This is a genomic window from Burkholderia sp. BCC0419 (assembly GCF_902830285.1).
Lineage (GTDB): Bacteria > Pseudomonadota > Gammaproteobacteria > Burkholderiales > Burkholderiaceae > Burkholderia.
On record NZ_CADESR010000011.1, the window covers coordinates 168,797 to 186,854 of the forward strand.

Here is an 18,058-nt window from a genome sequence, read left to right on the forward strand (position 1 = left end):
GCTACCCATGGCATACTCGCGACATTCAAAAAAAGGTTGACGGGAACAACAATGAAACACATGCTTGCGTCGGTCTGTCGGTGGCCTCGGGCGGCCGTGATGTTGGCTCTGGTTGCAGGGCTCGGCGGGTGCGGCGGCAGTGCTCCGCTGTTCACTTCGGACGGGCGCCCGACCACTCAGGTGCAATGCACCGGCAGCGACTGGAGCAATTGCACGGACAATGCCCGGGCCATGTGCAACGGAGATTTCGACGTGATCCAGCAATCGACGGATGACGCCGTGCGAAATCTTCTCTTCGCATGCAAGAAGAAGAGCGGTTATTGATCCCGACATGACCGGCTGACGAGACCACGATCGGGCGAAGCGCTTTTCTGTTTGCTTTGAGTCACTTGTTTTTCACGAATAACACTCACGGAGTCCCATCCATATGGCGACCTACAGGCAACTGAACGCGCAGCTCGAACGGCTTCAGCAAAAGATCGACAAGGAACGTGAAAAGGCGATTGCCGACGCGATTGCGCATATCCGCGCGAAAATCGACGAATACGACATTACGCCGGAAGAGCTCGGTTTTCGCCCGGCAGGATCGGCCGCCGCCGCTACCGCCGCGAAGCCCAGGCGAACCTTGCCGCCGAAGTACCTGAACCCGAAGACGGGCGAAACCTGGAGTGGCCGCGGGCGGGCGCCGGCATGGCTCGGCAAGAATCGCGGACGTTTCCTGATCAAGGACTGACTCCCGAAAATCCTCACCTTTCGTGTGTCGACTGACGGTGCGAACGGCCATGCGGCCTTCGCACCGTTTTGTTTTGGCGCAGTCGTCATGCGATTTTCCGTGACGAATTGGAGTGCAATGCTCCGCAATTAACGGATCCCGTTTTGCGAATTCGCCGCGATTCGCCTGCATATTGCGGGGAATTCCCGTAAACAACCGCGTAATGGTGCAATGCACGCGCATTGGCGTTCGCGCTTTTCGCGGTGCATGCCTGACGCAGATTTTCATCACCTTTCGCGTGTTTGCGCGGTGTGTCGTGCGATTCCCGAAGAGACTCACCATGGCTCCTGTAAATCCTCACCTTTGAGAAAGCGGCTGCAGCGTCGTGCCGCGTTGCGTGCTTCGTGCGAGCGGCGCTGCGATGTCGTGCCGCGTGTGTTGCAGGCCCATGGTGCAAGCATTGACGTCCGTCGAACAGTCGGCCGTTCGGCATATAGGCAGCCGCAAGCGCTTCGCCTATGCTTGGGGTTCGCGTCGATCGGCGCACGGCCTGCGTGGCCGCATGCCGATCGTGTCGTCTTTCGTCACCGCAGGGAGCCGATGTGACCGTTCGCCATCTCGATGCGTTGTTCCAGCCCAAGTCCGTTGCGGTCGTCGGCGCGTCATCGCGCGCGGGCAGTATCGGCGCGATGGTGTGGTCGCGTGTGCTCGACGGCGCGTTTCAGGGGCCCGTGTGGCCCGTCAATCCGAAATATCGCGAGCTGGACGGGCATGCGGTCGTCTCCGATGTCGACCGGCTGCCCACGCCGCCGTCGGTTGCCGTGATCTGCACGCCGCCCGCGACCTGGGCCGGCATCGTGCGCAAGCTCGGTGAGCTCGGCACGCGCGTCGCGGTGATCGTCGGCGAGGCGCGCACCGATGCCGATCGCGCCGCGGTCGATCGCACGCTGAAGGCGGCGAAGCCGTTCGTGCTCCGTATCGTCGGGCCCGGCAGCCTCGGCGTGTTGTCGCCCGCGCGGCATGCGCATTTCGGCGCGCCTGCCTATACGGCGCGATCGGGCGGCGTCGCGTGGGTGTCGCAATCGAATGCGCTGACGAACGCGGTGCTTGGCTGGGCCGATGCGCGGGGCCTCGGTTTTTCGCATGTCGTCGCGCTCGGCAGCGAATCCGATGTCGATGCGGGCGACGTCCTCGACTATCTGGCAAGCGATCCCGGCACGCGCGCGATCCTGCTCGAGCTCGATACCGTGCGCGCGGCGCGCAAGTTCATGTCGGCGGCGCGCGCGGCCGCACGTAACAAGCCGGTGCTTGCGTTGCGCACCGGCCGTGCCGATCCCGGCGACGCGCTCTACACGGCGGCGTTCCAGCGCGCGGGCATGGTGCGCGTCGATGCGCTCGACGATCTGCTCGACGAAATCGAGACGCTCGGCGTCGGCCGTGTCACCGCGCGGGGGGCGGCGACACTCGTGACGAGCGACGCGGGCGTCGCGAAACTCGCGGTCGATGCGGTCGCGGAGGTGCGCGTCGCGCTGGCCGACTGGTCGCCGGCGGCAACGTCGGCCGTATCGGCCGCTTTGCCGCATCTGGCTGCGCCCGGTAATCCGCTGACGCTGGGCGACGATGCGCGCCCCGAGCACTTCGCCGCGGCGATCAAGGCGCTTGCCCCGTTTCCGCAGACGGGCACGCTGTTCGTCGTTCATTCCACGTCGCACAGCGCGCCGGCCGAGTCGGTCGCGCGCACGCTGATCGATTCGCGGCAGTACGCGCATCGCGGCATCCTCGCGTGTTTCTTCGGCGCGGTCGACGCGGCGACGCGCGATGCGCTGCACGCGAACGGCATTCCCGTGCACACGACGCCGCAGCGGCTCGCACGCGCGTATGCGCGGCTCGTCGACTACAACCTCGGGCGCCAGTTGCTGATGCAGACGCCGGAGGGCACGCCGCCGCAGCCGGCCGAGTGCGTGGCGTCCGCCCAGGCGGACGCGCGCCGCATGGTCGAAGCCGGCCAGCATGAACTGGCCGGCGAAGCCGCGCTGCGCTGGCTGTCCCATTTCGGTCTGCAGGGCGAGCAGCCGAATGAGCCTGCCGGCAAGAAGGTCGTCGATATCACGATCGACATGTACGACGATTCGAACTTCGGTCCGGTGTTTCGTTATGCCGTGCCGCCGGCGGACGGCGTATCGGCGCCGTTCGTCGTCTACGGCCTGCCGCCGCTGAACACGGTGCTCGCCCGCGCGGTGATGGAGCGCTCGCCGTATGCGCGCAGCGCGCCCGTCGAGCCGACGCTCGACGCGCTGACGGCACTGTCGCAGGTCGTCTGCGATGTGCGCGAAGTCGTTGCAATGTCGGTCACGCTGCGTGTGCTGTCCGACCGCGCATCGGTGGTCGCGCCGCGCATCACGCTGGCTTCGGGGCGCAGCCGGCTCGCGATCATGCCGTATCCGCGGCACCTCGAGCAGACGCTCGAGTGGCGTGGCGAGACGGTGACGATCCGCCCGATCCGTCCGGAAGACGAGGCCGCGCACAACGAACTGCTCGGTGCGATGACGCCGGAAGATCTGCGGATGCGTTTCTTCGGCGCGGTGCGCAGCTTCGATCATTCGCAGGTCGCGCGCATGACGCAGATCGACTACGACCGTGAAATGGCTTTCATCGTGTCGTTCACCGACGTGTCGGGGCGCGACCACACGCTCGCGGTCGCGCGTGCAGTCGCCGATCCCGACAACGAGACGGCGGAGTTCGCGATCGCGGTACGGCCCGATCAAAAGGGCAAGGGGCTCGGCCGGCTGATGATGACCCGCATCATCGACTACGCACGCTCGCGCGGCACTGCCTGGATGGTCGGCGAGGCGCTGCGCGAGAATTCAGCGATGATCTCGCTCGCGAAATCGTGCGGTTTTGCGGTGTCGACGACGGAGGAGCCCGGCGTCGTGGGTTTCAGGATGAAGTTGCAGCCGTAGGCGTCAGTCCGTGGTTCGACGCTTGAGGGCAGCGCATGGCGTCGACGCGTCCCGACGTTTCGCCACGTCGCAAGCTAAATAAGGAATGCAAAGCGTTTGAACCGGCCTCCGGCGTGAATCGCTCGTCAACGTGTCGGACCTGTCGGTCGAAGCGATACCGCGACGCACGCATGGTGTCCGGCGATGCTCGCAGCGTGCTGCGATATTCGTCCGCCGCAGCCGTTTCAACCGATGTGCTTGCAAGCATTCGCTACCGTATTCCGGCCTTGCAAATTCAAAGCCGTCACCAAGGTGAGACTTTTCGGGAGCGGCCAGTGAGCTTTTCCGGGACAGCGTGGTGAGCCGATACGGGAGCGTTCGGTGAGCCTTCCCGGGAACGGCCGGTGAGCACCTGCGGGGGAGGCCGGTGAGCCTTTCCAGGAGGCCTCGGTGAGCACTTGCGGGAGCGATCGGTGAGGACGTTCGGGAGGCGTCAGTGAGCGTCTCCGGGAGCCTTGGGTGAGACTTTTCGGGAGGCCGTGGTGAGCGCTTGCGGGATGCTGAGGTGAGCTTTTTCGGGAGCATCAGAATGCCCGGCTCCCGTGGGCGCGCCGCCGGCCAACGCCGGCGTGACGCGCGGGTGCGGGCACGCAGGAACCGTGCCCGCGATTACATTCAGGCAGCGAGTTTCGACGCCGCGTCGTTCACCTGGTCGCGCGAAATCGCCAGTTCCTCGAGGTGCGGATCGGCATAGACCGCGCCGGTTTCGCGCTCGAGGCGGGCGATCGTGAGCGCACAGCGCGCGGTGTCTTTCGGCATCGCGATGAAGCGCTTGACCGACTCGCCGGACGTGAACGCGTCGAACAGTGCGCCGCGCACGTCGTCCGGAAGCGTCTTGGTCCATTGGTACGGCTTGCCGTTGAACGTGATCGACGGCGGCAGCGTGCGTTCCTTCTTGGTCGCCGTGATGAGCCCGTAGGTGCGAGCCGCGTCGCCGATCTGCTCGGGCGAGAAGAGTTCGTCAGGCGTGATGTCGAACTGCTCGATGTAGTTCTCGATCGCCTGCATGGCGGCGGCACGATCGTCGCGCTTTTTCTGCGCGCGCGCGACGATATCGCGCAGCTCGTCCGCTTCCTCGGGCGTGATCGTGAAGCTTGCCTGCTTCTGCTGAAGTTCGGAGAAACGCTGGAATTCTTGATCGTTCAGAAGTTTGGCCATGACATCCATCGGACACGACGGCCGCGACAACCGGCCGCCGTAGTTTTTGAGAGGGCCGCTATTCTAGCGTAGCGCCGCGGGTGCCCGATGCGACATCGCGCATCGGGCACCGCACGGGCGTCGCGCGCAACCGGAGCCGGCGCCGCTGCGCCGTGCCCGGCGCGCTTTGCCGGGGAGCCCGCGCGTCAGCAGGCCTCGCTGCGGCACATCGACAGATGGGCGGCGGTGTCGCGCAGTGCGCCGACGACCACGTCGACGGACGGCGCCATGTGCGCATCGATTCGCCGCATGAACGGGCACGTCAGCACCGCGATCGCATGGCCGGCCGGCCCGAGGATCGGCACGGTCAGGTCGGTCACGCCGTACGCTTGCCGGCTGTCCTGGCGCAGATAGCCGGACTGCCGGATCGACTGGCACGCATTCGCGAGCTCCTGCTCGTTCAGCGGCGCTTCGCCCTTGACCTTGCGGTGCTCGGCCAGCATGTGCGCGCGCTGCTCGGGGCCCTGGAACGCCAGCATCATGCGCCCCGACGCCGTATCGGCGAGGCCGACGCGCGAGCCGAGCCGGACCGACACGCCCCACGGGCCGGGCCCGTCCACCTGCGCGATCACGAGCAGGTTGCCGCGATCGTAGACGGACAGGTGGCACGACTGCTCGGCGGCGTCGGCGAAGCGCTGCATCGGCGGCAGCGCCTCGGCGATCAGCCGGTTCATCGGCGGATGCCGGTGCGCAAGCGCGAACAGCTTGAGGCTGAGCGTGTAGCGGTCGCCGCCGGTCGAACGCATCACGTAGCGGCGCGCGACGAGGCGTTCGAGCATCCGGTAGATTTCGCTCGCGTTACGGCCGAGTTCCTTCGTGATTTCGGTGCGGGTGAGTCCTTCCTTCTGCTCGGCCAGGAGTTCGAGAATGTCGAGGCCCTTGTCGAGCGCGGGTGCGCGATATCGGTCGATAGCGGCCATCGATTCCCGTGCGTCGCAGCCGGGAAGCGGGTCGTTGGTTGTCTGCATTGTCGGTGTGAGGTTGGGGGTGACCGTCGATCGGTTGGCGACGCACGCTGGCCGGTTCTGCACGCGTATAGGGCGGGCCCGCGTATGGCAATGAAAGCCATCCGTACGAGCTTAGCAATAAACATACAGTGTGCAATGCAGCGTCTTTTTACCGATCGTTACCGAACAAGAACGGATTGGCAAACGTTTTCGATGACAGGGGCACCCCGAATAGCCAGTATTCATGCACCGATGGCAGGCGCAGTTGCGCATTACGGCCGATCGATCGACGCCGGTGCGGCGCGTGCTGCGCCGCAGCGTCGGCAGGCGCACCAATAGTCGGTATCCGTCGCGCGTCATTTCACGGCGCGCGGCCGATGGTACAAAGGCTTGCGGGCCAGCGACGGCGCGGCCGCGCGTGCAGCCGGCCGGCATGGGCCGGCACGCGTCGCGGATGCCGGGCCGTCGTCGCCGATGCGCAGACCGGCGGCCGCCCGTTCGATGCGCGCCGTACCGTCGTACGGCGCCGCGATCGCTGCGCCCGCGCGACCCTCGCGCGTCGACGGCATGCCGCATGCGGCGCCGACGCGTGCACTCGACGATCGACAACCAGTCCGGCGCGCGGCCGCGAAAGGCCGCGTCGGCCGGTATCCTGTCCCATTCGACAACAGAGGTTAAGCACGATGAAACTGCTTCGCTATGGCCCGTCCGGCCAGGAAAAGCCCGGCATCCTCGACGCGGCCGGCCGGATTCGCGACTTGTCCGCGCATGTGCCGGATCTTGCCGGCGATGTGCTGTCCGACACGGGTCTCGCGCGGCTGCGCGCGATCGATCCGGCCACGCTGCCGCTCGTGTCCGGCGAGCCGCGCATCGGCGCGTGCGTCGGGCACGTCGGCAAGTTCATCGGCATCGGCCTGAACTATGCCGACCACGCAGCCGAAGCCGGCATGGCGGTGCCGAAGGAGCCGGTCGTGTTCGGCAAGTGGACGAGTTCGATCTGCGGCCCGAACGACGGCATCGACATCCCGAAGGGGTCGGTCAAGACCGACTGGGAAGTGGAACTGGGTGTCGTGATCGGTGCGAAGTGCAAGGACGTCGACGAAGCGCGCGCGCTCGATTACGTCGCGGGCTACTGCGTGGTCAACGACGTGTCCGAGCGCGAATGGCAGATCGAGCGCGGCGGCCAGTGGGACAAGGGCAAGGGCTTCGACACGTTCGGCCCGCTCGGCCCGTGGCTCGTCACGCGCGACGAAGTGCCCGATCCGCAGCGTCTCGACCTGTGGCTCGAAATCGACGGCCACCGTTATCAGAACGGCAACACGCGCACGATGGTGTTCACGGTCGCGCAGCTGATCGCGTATCTGTCGACCTGCATGACGCTGCAGCCGGGCGACGTGATCACGACCGGTACGCCGCCGGGCGTCGGCATGGGCATCAAGCCGTCGCCGGTGTTCCTGAAGGCCGGCCAGACGGTGCGCCTCGGGATCGAAGGGCTCGGCGAGCAGTTGCAGCGCACGCGCAACGCGCAATAAGCGCGTGAGCGGCGCGGGCCGGCTGGAGGATGCGGCCACCCGCATGCAGGCCATGCTGCCCGACCCGTCGGCATGACCGCCGCCGACGACCGGCGCGCACCGAACCGCGACGTAGCCGAAACCAGGGGCCCGATTCCGCACGATGCGGAATCGGGCCCTTGTCGCTTGTCCGCGTCCGGACGAAGCGGATCACACGACGTTGTCGAGTTCGCAATGCGCTTCGAGCCGATACCCGTCGGGGTCGACGACGAACGCCGCGTAGTAGCCCGGGCCGTAGTGCTCGCGCTTGCCGGGCCCGCCGTTGTCCTTGCCGCCGTGCTCGAGCGCGGCACGGTAGAACGCGTCGACCTCGACCGGCGACGCGGCCTTGAACGACAGGTGCATCCCCGATTCGGGATCGGCAGCGACAGGGCGAGCCGCGTGCTGCAACCACAGCTCGGGCTCGGTCGTGCCGTACCCGACGGCGTTGTCGTCGCTATACAGACGCTTGTAGCCGAGTGCGCCCAGCGCGCTGTCGTAGAAGGTGCGGCTGCGGTCGATGTGGGCAACGCCGAACGAAAGGTGATCGATCATCTGTGGCTCCTTGAACCGAGAGGGGACGTCAGTGCGGCAAACCTGCTTATAGACACCATGCCAACCGCTTGTAGCGAAGCGCGCCGAGCGTGGGGTCGTCGTACAGGCGGCCGGCGGCGGTGTGGATAACGCTGAACGAAAAGCGATCGATCATCTGTGTCTCCTTGGATTGAAGGGGGCGTCAGGGCAGTAAACCTGTTTTTAACCACCATGCCGGTTATGTTAGAAATCGCTCGGGCGCTTGTCAACCGGCATGGTGGTTAGATACGATCGCGTCATGAGCAAAACGCAACCTTCCGTCACGACGGACTGCCTGATCCCGGCACCGCCAGAAACGTTGAGCCTCGATTTCGCGAATACGCTGTACTGGCGCGGCAGCGACCCGCCGACGGAAACCTTCTGCACGATGGACGACCTGCTGGCGTGGTGCCGCGAGCAGGCGGGCGTGCCGGCCGGCCTGGCCGACGCATGTCGCGTGCATGACAAGGAGAAAGAGAAACAGCAGGGCGACGAGCCGGCGATGCTGGCGCGCGCGCTCGCGTTGCGCGAGGCGCTATACCGGCTCTTTCACGCACAGGCGGAGCAGCGCGAGCCGCAGCCCGACGATCTCGCGCTGCTCGGCGGCTTTCTGGCGGAAGCGTCGCCGCGCGTTGCGCTGGCGCGCGTCGACGGCCGCTATGCGTGGCGGATCGACGCGTCAAGTGCGACGCTCGCGGGGCTGTTGAGCCCGGTGCTGTGGTCGGCGATCGACCTGCTCGGCGGCGCGCGGCTCGCGAAGGTCAAGCGCTGTGCGAACGACGAATGCCAGTGGCTGTTCATCGACGACAGCAAGAACGGCAGCCGCCGCTGGTGCTCGATGTCGTCGTGCGGCAATCGCGCGAAGGCGTACCGCCACTATCACAAGGCTGAATGACGCGGCGGCCCGAACCTATTTCGCCGACAACTTCCGCCACAGCGTCGTCTTGCTGATGCCGAGCATCGCGCAGGCGCGATCGCGGTCGCCGCCGCACGCGTCGAGCACCGCGCGGATCTCGTCGGCTTCCGCGCGACGGCGGCGCGCGTGCAGCGTTTGCGCGTCATCGGCGTCGGCCGCGTCGGGCGGCGCCGCGAACAGCTCGGGCGCGATCACCTGCAGCGCGCCGGGGGCGAGCGCCGCGCACGCGGCGCCCGGATCGCTTTCGTCGACTTCCTCGGCCAGCTCCACCGCGATCCGCTCGACCACGTTCTGCAGTTCGCGCACGTTGCCGGGCCAGCGGTAGCGCGCGAGCGTCGCTTGCGTCGCGTCGAGCACGCGCATCGCGTCGTCGGCGTCGCGCACGCGTTCGGCGAGACGCGGCTCGCGTCGCGCGGCCTGCACGAGCAGCGTCGCCGCGAGCGCGGGAATGTCGGCCGCGCGCTCGCGCAGCGGCGGCAGGCCGATGTTCAGGATGTTGAGCCGGTAATAGAGATCCGCGCGGAACGTGCCGGCCTCGACGGCCGCGAGCAGCGGCCGGTGCGTCGCGGCGATCACGCGCACGTCGATGCGGATCGGCTCGGTCGAGCCGAGGCGGATCACCTCGCGCTCCTGCAGCACGCGCAGCAGCCGGCTCTGCAGCGAAGGCGGCATCTCGCCGATCTCGTCGAGAAACAGCGTGCCGCGGTGCGCGGCCTCGAACAGCCCGGTCTTGCCGCCGCGCCGCGCGCCGGTGAATGCGCCTTCTTCATAGCCGAACAGTTCGCTCTCGAGCAGCGCTTCCGGAAACGCGCCGCAGTTGACGGCGACGAACGGATAGCTGCGCCGCGCGGACAGCGCATGCAGGCTCTGCGCGATCATCTCCTTGCCGGTGCCGCTTTCGCCGAGCACCAGCACGGTCGCGTCGGATTTCGCGTAGCGGCGCACGAGGTCGCGCACGCGCGTCATCGGCGCCGATGCGCCGACCACGTCGTCGAGTGCGTAGCGTGCGGCGAACTGCTGGGTGGTCGGTTGCGAACGCAACGCACGATCGAGCCGTTCGACCGCGCGCGATTCCTGGAACGTCAGCACGCTGCCCGACGTGACGCCGCGATCGACCAGCGGCCCGCGATGCACGACGTAGCGCACGCCGCGCACGGTCGCGAGCGCGTCGCCGTCCTCGCCGCGCAGCGTGCGCAGCTCGGGCCGCAGGTCGACGAGCGCGCGGCCGACGGCCGCCGCGGGTTCGACCCCGAGCGCCGACGCGAGCCGCTCGTTGATCGCCTCGACGCGGCCGCGCGCGTCGAGCGCGACCACGCCGTCGCGCAGATGTTGCAGCAGCGTGTCGAGCCGCTGGCGGCGGAATGCCTCGGCGTGCGTCGCATACGCGACTTCGAGCGCCGTCTCGACGGCCTTGCGCACCGACGCATGCGAATACAGGAACACCGCGCCCATGCCGGCGCTGGCCGCGAGATCGGTAACGAGGCCCGGGCCGACGATCGTCTCGATGCCGCGATCGCGCAGGTCGTGCACGCAGGCTTCCGCTTCCTGCGCGGACTGATATGACGCAAACTGCACGTCGAGGCCGTACGCGGCGACGAAGCGGCGCACTTCCGGCGGCGTCTCGCCGGCGCTGACGAGCGCGATCCGCGCGGCGTCGCGCCGCGCGCGCGCGAGCGCCTGCATCACGTCGAAGCCGGTCGGCGACACGACCACCACCGGCACCTGCGCCCGCGTTTTCAGGAAGCCGCCGTTCGAGCCGGCCGCGACGATCACGTCGGGCCGCGCGGTGCCGGCCTCCGCGATCGCGCTCAGCGCATCCTCGTAGGCACGCGTGACGATCCGCACGTCGGCGCGTTCGTCGAATTCGCCGGCGATCTCGCGAAACAGCTCGCGCAGGCGGCTGATGCCCATCGCCCAGATGCGCGGGCGCACGGTGCGGTCGGCCGGGCCGACGGGCTTGGTCGAGGAGAGGTCCATGACGGCCGATTATGCGCGTGCGATTTCATTTTTGAAACATGTAGTGCTAAATTGAAATCGGCGGGCGCTGCAACGCCGACGGCGGTTGCTTAATAATCAGTGGGTTAGCGACGTTTCGCGCGCTGGCCCGGTCCTTGCTGTTATTGAGCATTCCATCAGGAGGCCGTTCATGAGCAATACGCATCTTCAGAGCGCCGGCGCGAAGTTCCGCGCGGCAGTCGCGGCCGAGCAGCCGCTGCAGGTGGTCGGCGCGATCACCGCGTACGCGGCCAAGATGGCGCAGGCCGTCGGCTTCAAGGCCGTGTACCTGTCGGGCGGCGGCGTCGCCGCGAACTCGCTCGGCATCCCCGACCTCGGCATCAGCACGATGGAAGACGTGCTGATCGACGCGACCCGGATCACCAACGCGACCGACCTGCCGCTACTGGTCGACATCGACACGGGCTGGGGCGGCGCGTTCAACATTGCGCGCACGGTCCGCTCGTTCATCAACGCCGGCGTCGCGGCCGTGCACCTCGAGGACCAGGTCGGCCAGAAGCGCTGCGGCCACCGCCCAGGCAAGGAAGTCGTGCCGATCGAGGAAATGGTCGATCGCGTGAAGGCCGCGGTCGATGCGCGTACCGACGATCAGTTCGTGATCATGGCGCGCACCGATGCGGCCGCCGCCGAAGGGATCGATTCGGCGATCGAGCGCGCGGTCGCGTACGTCGAAGCCGGCGCGGACATGATCTTCCCGGAAGCGATGAAGACGCTCGACGACTACCGCCGCTTCAAGGCGGCCGTGAAGGTGCCGATCCTCGCGAACCTGACCGAATTCGGCTCGACGCCGCTGTTTACGGTCGACGAACTGCGCGAGGCGAACGTCGACATCGCGCTGTACTGCTGCGGCGCGTATCGCGCGATGAACAAGGCCGCGCTGAACTTCTACGAGACGCTGCGCCGCGACGGCACGCAGAAGGCGGCCGTGCCGACGATGCAGACGCGCGCCGAGCTGTACGACTTCCTCGGCTATCACGAATACGAGCGCAAGCTCGACGAACTGTTCGCGCAGGGCAAGAAGTAACGCGGCCCGCACCCCCGATACACCTTGGAGAAGGAAAACATGAGCGAGACGAAAGACGCAGCAGCACCGGCCGCCGCAGGCGCATTCAAGCCGAAGAAGTCGGTGGCGCTGTCGGGCGTGACGGCCGGCAACACGGCGCTGTGCACGGTCGGCAAGACCGGCAACGACCTGCATTACCGCGGTTACGACATTCTCGACGTCGCCGAATCGTGCGAGTTCGAGGAGATCGCGCACCTGCTCGTGCACGAAAGGCTGCCGACCATGACCGAGCTGGCCGCGTACAAGACCAAGCTGCGCGCGCTGCGCGGCCTGCCGAGCGCGCTGAAGGCCGCGCTCGAGCAGATCCCGGCGTCCGCGCATCCGATGGACGTGATGCGCACGGGCGTGTCGGTGCTCGGCACCGTGCTGCCGGAGAAGGACGACCACAACCTGCCGGGCGCGCGCGACATCGCCGACCGCCTGATGGCGTCGCTCGGCTCGATGCTGCTGTACTGGTATCACTTCTCGCACAACGGCAAGCGCATCGAGACGGAAACCGACGACGACTCGATCGGCGGCCACTTCCTGCACCTGCTGCATGGCAAGACGCCGTCGAAGTCGTGGGTGGAGGCGATGCACACGTCGCTGATCCTGTACGCGGAGCACGAATTCAACGCATCGACGTTCACGGGCCGCGTGATCGCGGGCACGGGCTCGGACATCTACTCGGCGATCACCGGCGCGATCGGCGCGCTGCGCGGGCCGAAGCACGGCGGCGCGAACGAAGTCGCGTACGAGATCCAGAGCCGCTACAGCTCGCCGGACGACGCCGAAGCCGACATCCGCCGCCGCGTCGAGAACAAGGAAGTCGTGATCGGCTTCGGCCATCCGGTCTACACGATCTCCGATCCGCGCAACAAGGTGATCAAGGGCGTCGCGCACAAGCTGTCGAAGGAAGCGGGCGACACGAAGCTGTACAACATCGCCGAGCGCCTCGAATCGGTGATGTGGGACGCGAAGAAGATGTTCCCGAACCTCGACTGGTTCAGCGCGGTGTCGTATCACATGATGGGCGTGCCGACCGCGATGTTCACGCCGCTGTTCGTGATCTCGCGCACGTCGGGCTGGAGCGCGCACATCATCGAGCAACGCATCGACAACAAGATCATCCGCCCGAGCGCGAACTACACGGGCCCGGAAGACCTGCAGTTCGTGCCGATCGAGAAGCGTTGATCGCCCGCCGCGCGCACCGGCCCCCGTGATGCGGGCGGCCGGCGCGCGCGGCACGTCATACCCCGAATTCCCGCCCCACATCATGAATACCGCCAACCGCAAACCCCTGCCCGGCACGTCGCTGGACTATTTCGACGCGCGTGCCGCGGTCGAAGCGATCGCGCCCGGCGCGTACGACACGCTGCCGTACACGTCGCGCGTGCTCGCCGAAAACCTCGTGCGCCGCTGCGATCCGGCGATCCTCGCCGAGTCGCTGAAGCAGATCATCGAGCGCAAGCGCGAACGCGATTTCCCGTGGTTCCCGGCGCGCGTGGTGTGCCACGACATCCTCGGGCAGACGGCACTCGTCGATCTCGCCGGCCTGCGCGACGCGATCGCGGACGGCGGCGGCGACCCGGCGAAGGTGAACCCGGTCGTGCCGGTGCAGCTGATCGTCGACCACTCGCTCGCGGTCGAATGCGGCGGCTTCGACCCGGACGCGTTCGCGAAGAACCGCGCGATCGAGGATCGCCGCAACGAGGATCGCTTCCACTTCATCGAGTGGACGAAGAAGGCGTTCGAGAACGTCGACGTGATCCCGCCGGGCAACGGCATCATGCACCAGATCAATCTCGAGAAGATGTCGCCGGTGATCCAGGCGCAGGACGGCGTCGCATACCCGGACACCTGTGTCGGCACCGACAGCCACACGCCGCACGTCGACGCGCTCGGCGTGATCGCGATCGGCGTCGGCGGGCTCGAAGCCGAGAACGTGATGCTCGGCCGCGCGTCGTGGATGCGCCTGCCCGACATCGTCGGCGTCGAGCTGACCGGCAAGCGCCAGCCCGGCATCACCGCGACCGACGTCGTGCTCGCGCTGACCGAGTTCCTGCGCAAGGAAAAGGTGGTCGGCGCGTACCTGGAGTTCCGGGGCGTTGGCGCGGCGAGCCTCACGCTCGGCGATCGCGCGACGATCTCGAACATGGCGCCCGAATACGGCGCGACGGCCGCGATGTTCTTCATCGACGGCCAGACGATCGACTACCTGCGCCTCACCGGCCGCAGCGACGAGCAGGTGAAGCTGGTCGAGACCTACGCGAAGGCGGCCGGCCTGTGGGCCGATACGCTGAACGATGCGCAGTACGAGCGCACGCTGACGTTCGACCTGTCGAGCGTCGTGCGCAACATGGCCGGCCCGTCGAATCCGCACAAGCGGCTGCCGACGTCCGATCTCGCCGCGCGCGGGATCGCCGGCCAGTGGGAAGAGAAGCCGGGCGAGATGCCCGACGGCGCGGTGATCATCGCCGCGATCACGAGCTGCACGAACACCAGCAACCCGCGCAACGTGATCGCAGCTGCCTTGCTCGCACGCAACGCGAACGCGAAGGGCCTCACGCGCAAGCCGTGGGTGAAGAGCTCGCTCGCGCCGGGCTCGAAGGCGGTCGAGCTGTATCTGGAAGAAGCGAACCTGCTGCCCGAGCTGGAAAAGCTCGGCTTCGGCATCGTCGCGTTCGCGTGCACGACCTGCAACGGGATGTCGGGCGCGCTCGACCCGAAGATCCAGCAGGAGATCGTCGATCGCGACCTGTACGCGACGGCCGTGCTGTCCGGCAACCGCAACTTCGACGGCCGCATTCACCCGTATGCGAAGCAGGCGTTCCTCGCGTCGCCGCCGCTCGTCGTCGCGTATGCGATCGCCGGCACGATCCGCTTCGACATCGAAAAGGACGTGCTCGGCCATGACGCGGACGGCCAGCCCGTCACGCTGAAGGACATCTGGCCGACCGACGAGGAGATCGACGCGATCGTCGCATCGAGCGTGAAGCCCGAGCAGTTCCGCAAGGTCTACGAGCCGATGTTCGCGCGCAGCGCCGACGCCGGCGAACGCGCCGCACCGCTGTACGACTGGCGCGCGCAGAGCACGTACATCCGCCGTCCGCCGTACTGGGAAGGGGCGCTTGCCGGCGAACGCACGTTGACGGGCATGCGCCCGCTCGCGGTGCTCGGCGACAACATCACGACCGACCACCTGTCGCCGTCGAACGCGATCCTGCTGGACAGCGCGGCCGGCGAGTACCTCGCGAAGATGGGCCTGCCGGAAGAAGACTTCAACTCGTACGCGACGCACCGGGGCGACCACCTGACCGCGCAGCGCGCGACCTTCGCGAACCCGACGCTGATCAACGAGATGGCGGTCGTCGACGGCGCGGTGAAGAAGGGCTCGCTCGCGCGCGTCGAGCCGGAGGGCAAGGTCATGCGGATGTGGGAAGCGATCGAGACGTACATGAATCGCAAGCAGCCGCTGATCGTCGTGGCCGGCGCCGACTACGGCCAGGGCTCGTCGCGCGACTGGGCCGCGAAGGGCGTGCGGCTCGCGGGCGTCGAGGCGATCGCCGCCGAAGGCTTCGAGCGGATCCACCGCACGAACCTGATCGGGATGGGCGTGCTGCCGCTCGAGTTCAAGCCGGGCACCAACCGGACGACGCTCGGCATCGACGGCACCGAGACCTTCGACGTGATCGGCGAGCGCACGCCGCGCGCCGACCTGACGCTCGTGATTCACCGCCGGAACGGCGAGCGTGTCGAGGTGCCGATGACGTGCCGGCTCGATACGGCCGAGGAAGTGTCGATCTACGAAGCGGGCGGCGTGCTGCAGCGTTTCGCGCAGGACTTCCTCGAATCGTCGCAGGCAGCCTGACCGGCGCACATTGGGAACACAGACATGGCTCACATTCCTCAAATCAGGATTCCCGCGACCTACCTTCGCGGCGGCACCAGCAAGGGCGTGTTCTTCCGGCTGCAGGATCTGCCGGATGCCGCGCAGGCGCCGGGCGCCGCGCGCGACGCGCTGCTGCTGCGCGTGATCGGCAGCCCCGATCCGTACGGCAAGCAGATCGACGGGATGGGCGGCGCGACGTCGTCCACCAGCAAGACGGTGATCGTGTCGAAGAGCACGCGGCCGGGCCACGACGTCGACTACCTGTTCGGTCAGGTCGCGATCGACCGCGCGTTCGTCGACTGGACCGGCAACTGCGGCAACCTGTCGGCGGCGGTCGGCCCGTTCGCGATCAGCGGCGGGCTGGTCGATCCGGCGCGCGTGCCGCGCGACGGCGTCGCGACCGTACGGATCTGGCAGGCGAACATCGGCAAGACGATCATTGCGCACGTGCCGATCGTGAACGGCGCGGTGCAGGAGACGGGCGACTTCGAGCTGGACGGCGTCACGTTCCCGGCCGCCGAAGTGCAGCTCGAATTCATGGACCCGGCCGCCGACGAAGAAGGCGCGGGCGGCTCGATGTTCCCGACCGGCAACCTCGTCGACGATCTGGCCGTGCCGGGCATCGGCACGCTGAAGGCGACGATGATCAACGCGGGGATTCCGACGATCTTCGTCGAGGCCGAGGCGATCGGCTATACGGGCACCGAGCTGCAGGATGCGATCAACGGTGATGCGAAGGCGCTCGAGAAGTTCGAGACGATTCGCGCGCACGGCGCGCTGCGGATGGGCCTGATCGACACGCTCGACGAAATCGCGACGCGGCAGCACACTCCGAAGATCGCGTTCGTCGCGAAGCCGGCCGACTATGTCGCGTCGAGCGGCAAGCGCGTGAACGCGGGCGACGTCGACCTGCTGGTGCGCGCGATGTCGATGGGCAAGCTGCATCACGCGATGATGGGCACGGCGGCGGTCGCGATCGGCACGGCCGCGGCGATCCCCGGCACGCTCGTCAACCTTGCAGCGGGCGGCGGCGAACGCAACGCGGTGCGCTTCGGGCATCCGTCGGGCACGCTGCGCGTCGGCGCGGAAGCGCAACGCGAGAACGGCGAGTGGACCGTCACGAAGGCGATCATGAGCCGCAGCGCGCGCGTGCTGATGGAAGGCTGGGTGCGGGTGCCGGGCGACGCGTTCTGATCGTTGCCGTCGGTATCGGCGCAGATGCGGGCGGCTTCGGCCGCCCGCGTCGTTTTCGTCAGCCGTGCAGGAAGCGGCGCAGCGCGTCGTGGCTCAGGCGGCGCGCCGCTTCCGAGACCCGCGCGCCGGGCACGATGTCGAAGCCGTGTACGCCGCCGGGCAGCACGTGCAGCTCGGTCGGCACGCCCGCGCGGAGCAGGCGCTGCGCATAGTCGAGATTTTCGTCGAGAAACAGGTCGAGCGAGCCGACCGACAGGAACGTCGGCGGCAGGCCGTCGAGCCGCGTGGCGCGCGCGGCCGCCGCGTACGGCGACACGCCGTCGATGCCCGGCGCATGACCGAGCAGCGAGGTCCAGCCGAACCGGTTGTTGGCCGCATGCCAGATGAATTCGCCGGCATGCGGATGCGGCGTGCGCGTGCAGGTGCGATCGTCGAGCATCGGATAGATCAGGTGCTGGAACGCGAGCGGGAATTCGCCGCGGTCGCGGGCCAACAGCGCCAGCGCGGCGGCGAGCCCGCCGCCCGCGCTTTCGCCCGCCACGCCGATCCGCGCGGTGTCGATGCCGAGCGTATCGGCGTGACGGAACACCCAGCCGAGCGCCGCGTAGCAGTCCTCGATCGCGCCGGGAAACACGGTTTCCGGCGCAAGGCGGTAGTCGACCGAGATCAGCGCGCAGCCGAGCTGCGTCACGAGCGACCGGTGCACCGCTTCGAGATCCTTCGCCGCACCGCGCACGTAGCCGCCGCCGTGCATGTGGACGATCGCCGGGAGCGGGCGCGCGTGGCCGTCGGGCCAATAAACGAGGACCGGGACGTCCGGCGCGCCGGCGGGGCCGGGCACCGTGCGGCGTTCGAGCGTGCTGCCGGCCGGGTCGGGCGGCGGCAGCGGCAGCACGCGCTGGCGCGACTGCGCGAGGTTGTCGGCGTCGAGCGTGACGGTCGGCCAGGTCTCGAGCAGCGGGCGGATTTCAGGATCGACGAGATGCAGGGTGTTCAACGCAGGGCTCCATCGTGGAAGTG

Annotated in this window: 14 protein-coding genes; 9 read left to right on the forward strand and 5 right to left on the reverse strand. The window is 67.7% G+C overall.

The genetic code is table 11. The annotated features are described in order from the left end of the window. Positions 1-51 precede the first annotated feature (51 nt). The 3 genes from HWW87_RS32600 to HWW87_RS32610 all read left to right on the forward strand — a co-directional run bounded on the left by HWW87_RS32600 (position 52) and on the right by HWW87_RS32610 (position 3,672). Complete coding sequence (locus tag HWW87_RS32600; RefSeq protein ID WP_082741903.1) at positions 52-324, forward strand: hypothetical protein; 273 nt, start codon at positions 52-54, stop codon at positions 322-324. A gap of 103 nt (positions 325-427) precedes the next feature. Then, the gene (locus HWW87_RS32605) at positions 428-733 is read left to right on the forward strand and encodes an H-NS histone family protein (protein ID WP_175823749.1); all 306 of its coding nucleotides are present in this window, start codon (positions 428-430) and stop codon (positions 731-733) included. Positions 734-1,314: 581 nt separating this feature from the next. After that, positions 1,315-3,672 (forward strand): GNAT family N-acetyltransferase, encoded by a 2,358-nt coding sequence (locus HWW87_RS32610; RefSeq protein WP_175823750.1) that lies wholly within the window; start codon positions 1,315-1,317, stop codon positions 3,670-3,672. 654 nt (positions 3,673-4,326) lie between these two features. Here HWW87_RS32610 and HWW87_RS32615 read toward each other — a convergent pair. Both HWW87_RS32615 and HWW87_RS32620 read right to left on the reverse strand, forming a co-directional pair. Continuing rightward, positions 4,327-4,878 (reverse strand): hypothetical protein, encoded by a 552-nt coding sequence (locus HWW87_RS32615; RefSeq protein ID WP_006480314.1) that lies wholly within the window; start codon positions 4,876-4,878, stop codon positions 4,327-4,329. 176 nt (positions 4,879-5,054) lie between these two features. Further along, complete coding sequence (locus tag HWW87_RS32620; RefSeq protein ID WP_175823751.1) at positions 5,055-5,876, reverse strand: IclR family transcriptional regulator; 822 nt, start codon at positions 5,874-5,876, stop codon at positions 5,055-5,057. 662 nt (positions 5,877-6,538) lie between these two features. Between HWW87_RS32620 and HWW87_RS32625 the strand changes: the two genes are divergently transcribed. Continuing rightward, positions 6,539-7,387 (forward strand): ureidoglycolate lyase, encoded by an 849-nt coding sequence (locus tag HWW87_RS32625; RefSeq protein ID WP_175823752.1) that lies wholly within the window; start codon positions 6,539-6,541, stop codon positions 7,385-7,387. Positions 7,388-7,576: 189 nt separating this feature from the next. Here the strand turns inward: HWW87_RS32625 and HWW87_RS32630 are convergent, their stop codons facing one another. Beyond that, entirely contained in the window at positions 7,577-7,960 is a 384-nt protein-coding gene (locus HWW87_RS32630) for a VOC family protein (protein ID WP_175823753.1), read from the reverse strand. A gap of 253 nt (positions 7,961-8,213) precedes the next feature. Here HWW87_RS32630 and HWW87_RS32635 point away from each other — a divergent pair, with 253 nt between their 5' ends. Then, the gene (locus HWW87_RS32635; RefSeq protein ID WP_175823778.1) at positions 8,214-8,873 is read left to right on the forward strand and encodes an ABATE domain-containing protein; all 660 of its coding nucleotides are present in this window, start codon (positions 8,214-8,216) and stop codon (positions 8,871-8,873) included. Positions 8,874-8,888: 15 nt separating this feature from the next. Here the strand turns inward: HWW87_RS32635 and prpR are convergent, their stop codons facing one another. Further along, positions 8,889-10,871: a propionate catabolism operon regulatory protein PrpR gene (gene prpR, locus HWW87_RS32640; protein WP_175823754.1), complete on the reverse strand. Its 1,983-nt coding sequence runs from the start codon at positions 10,869-10,871 to the stop codon at positions 8,889-8,891. A 169-nt stretch (positions 10,872-11,040) separates the two neighbouring features. Here prpR and prpB point away from each other — a divergent pair, with 169 nt between their 5' ends. The 4 genes from prpB to prpF all read left to right on the forward strand — a co-directional run bounded on the left by prpB (position 11,041) and on the right by prpF (position 17,038). Then, complete coding sequence (gene prpB, locus HWW87_RS32645) at positions 11,041-11,934, forward strand: methylisocitrate lyase (protein WP_027781672.1); 894 nt, start codon at positions 11,041-11,043, stop codon at positions 11,932-11,934. 39 nt (positions 11,935-11,973) lie between these two features. Next, complete coding sequence (gene prpC / locus HWW87_RS32650; protein ID WP_175823755.1) at positions 11,974-13,146, forward strand: 2-methylcitrate synthase; 1,173 nt, start codon at positions 11,974-11,976, stop codon at positions 13,144-13,146. 82 nt (positions 13,147-13,228) lie between these two features. Then, entirely contained in the window at positions 13,229-15,823 is a 2,595-nt protein-coding gene (gene acnD / locus HWW87_RS32655; protein ID WP_175823756.1) for a Fe/S-dependent 2-methylisocitrate dehydratase AcnD, read from the forward strand. A gap of 24 nt (positions 15,824-15,847) precedes the next feature. Further along, a complete protein-coding gene (prpF, locus tag HWW87_RS32660) occupies positions 15,848-17,038 on the forward strand; it encodes a 2-methylaconitate cis-trans isomerase PrpF (RefSeq protein ID WP_175823757.1) in 1,191 nt (396 codons plus the stop codon). Between the two features lie 58 nt (positions 17,039-17,096). On the opposite strand, the gene HWW87_RS32665 is transcribed toward prpF, so the two are convergent. Beyond that, on the reverse strand, positions 17,097-18,035 hold the full coding sequence (locus tag HWW87_RS32665; RefSeq protein WP_175823758.1) for an alpha/beta hydrolase: 939 nt from the start codon (positions 18,033-18,035) through the stop codon (positions 17,097-17,099). Positions 18,036-18,058 lie beyond the last annotated feature (23 nt).

Excerpts from the sequence above, each read along its gene's own strand:
- HWW87_RS32600 (WP_082741903.1), top strand. The coding sequence starts at position 52 with ATGAAACACATGCTTGCGTCGGTCTGTCGGTGGCCTCGGGCGGCCGTG.
- HWW87_RS32605 (WP_175823749.1), top strand. The coding sequence starts at position 428 with ATGGCGACCTACAGGCAACTGAACGCGCAGCTCGAACGGCTTCAGCAA.
- HWW87_RS32615 (WP_006480314.1), bottom strand. The coding sequence starts at position 4,878 with ATGGATGTCATGGCCAAACTTCTGAACGATCAAGAATTCCAGCGTTTC.
- HWW87_RS32620 (WP_175823751.1), bottom strand. The coding sequence starts at position 5,876 with ATGCAGACAACCAACGACCCGCTTCCCGGCTGCGACGCACGGGAATCG.
- HWW87_RS32625 (WP_175823752.1), top strand. The coding sequence starts at position 6,539 with ATGAAACTGCTTCGCTATGGCCCGTCCGGCCAGGAAAAGCCCGGCATC.
- HWW87_RS32630 (WP_175823753.1), bottom strand. The coding sequence starts at position 7,960 with ATGATCGATCACCTTTCGTTCGGCGTTGCCCACATCGACCGCAGCCGC.
- HWW87_RS32635 (WP_175823778.1), top strand. The coding sequence starts at position 8,214 with ATGGTGGTTAGATACGATCGCGTCATGAGCAAAACGCAACCTTCCGTC.
- prpR (WP_175823754.1), bottom strand. The coding sequence starts at position 10,871 with ATGGACCTCTCCTCGACCAAGCCCGTCGGCCCGGCCGACCGCACCGTG.
- prpB (WP_027781672.1), top strand. The coding sequence starts at position 11,041 with ATGAGCAATACGCATCTTCAGAGCGCCGGCGCGAAGTTCCGCGCGGCA.
- prpC (WP_175823755.1), top strand. The coding sequence starts at position 11,974 with ATGAGCGAGACGAAAGACGCAGCAGCACCGGCCGCCGCAGGCGCATTC.
- acnD (WP_175823756.1), top strand. The coding sequence starts at position 13,229 with ATGAATACCGCCAACCGCAAACCCCTGCCCGGCACGTCGCTGGACTAT.
- prpF (WP_175823757.1), top strand. The coding sequence starts at position 15,848 with ATGGCTCACATTCCTCAAATCAGGATTCCCGCGACCTACCTTCGCGGC.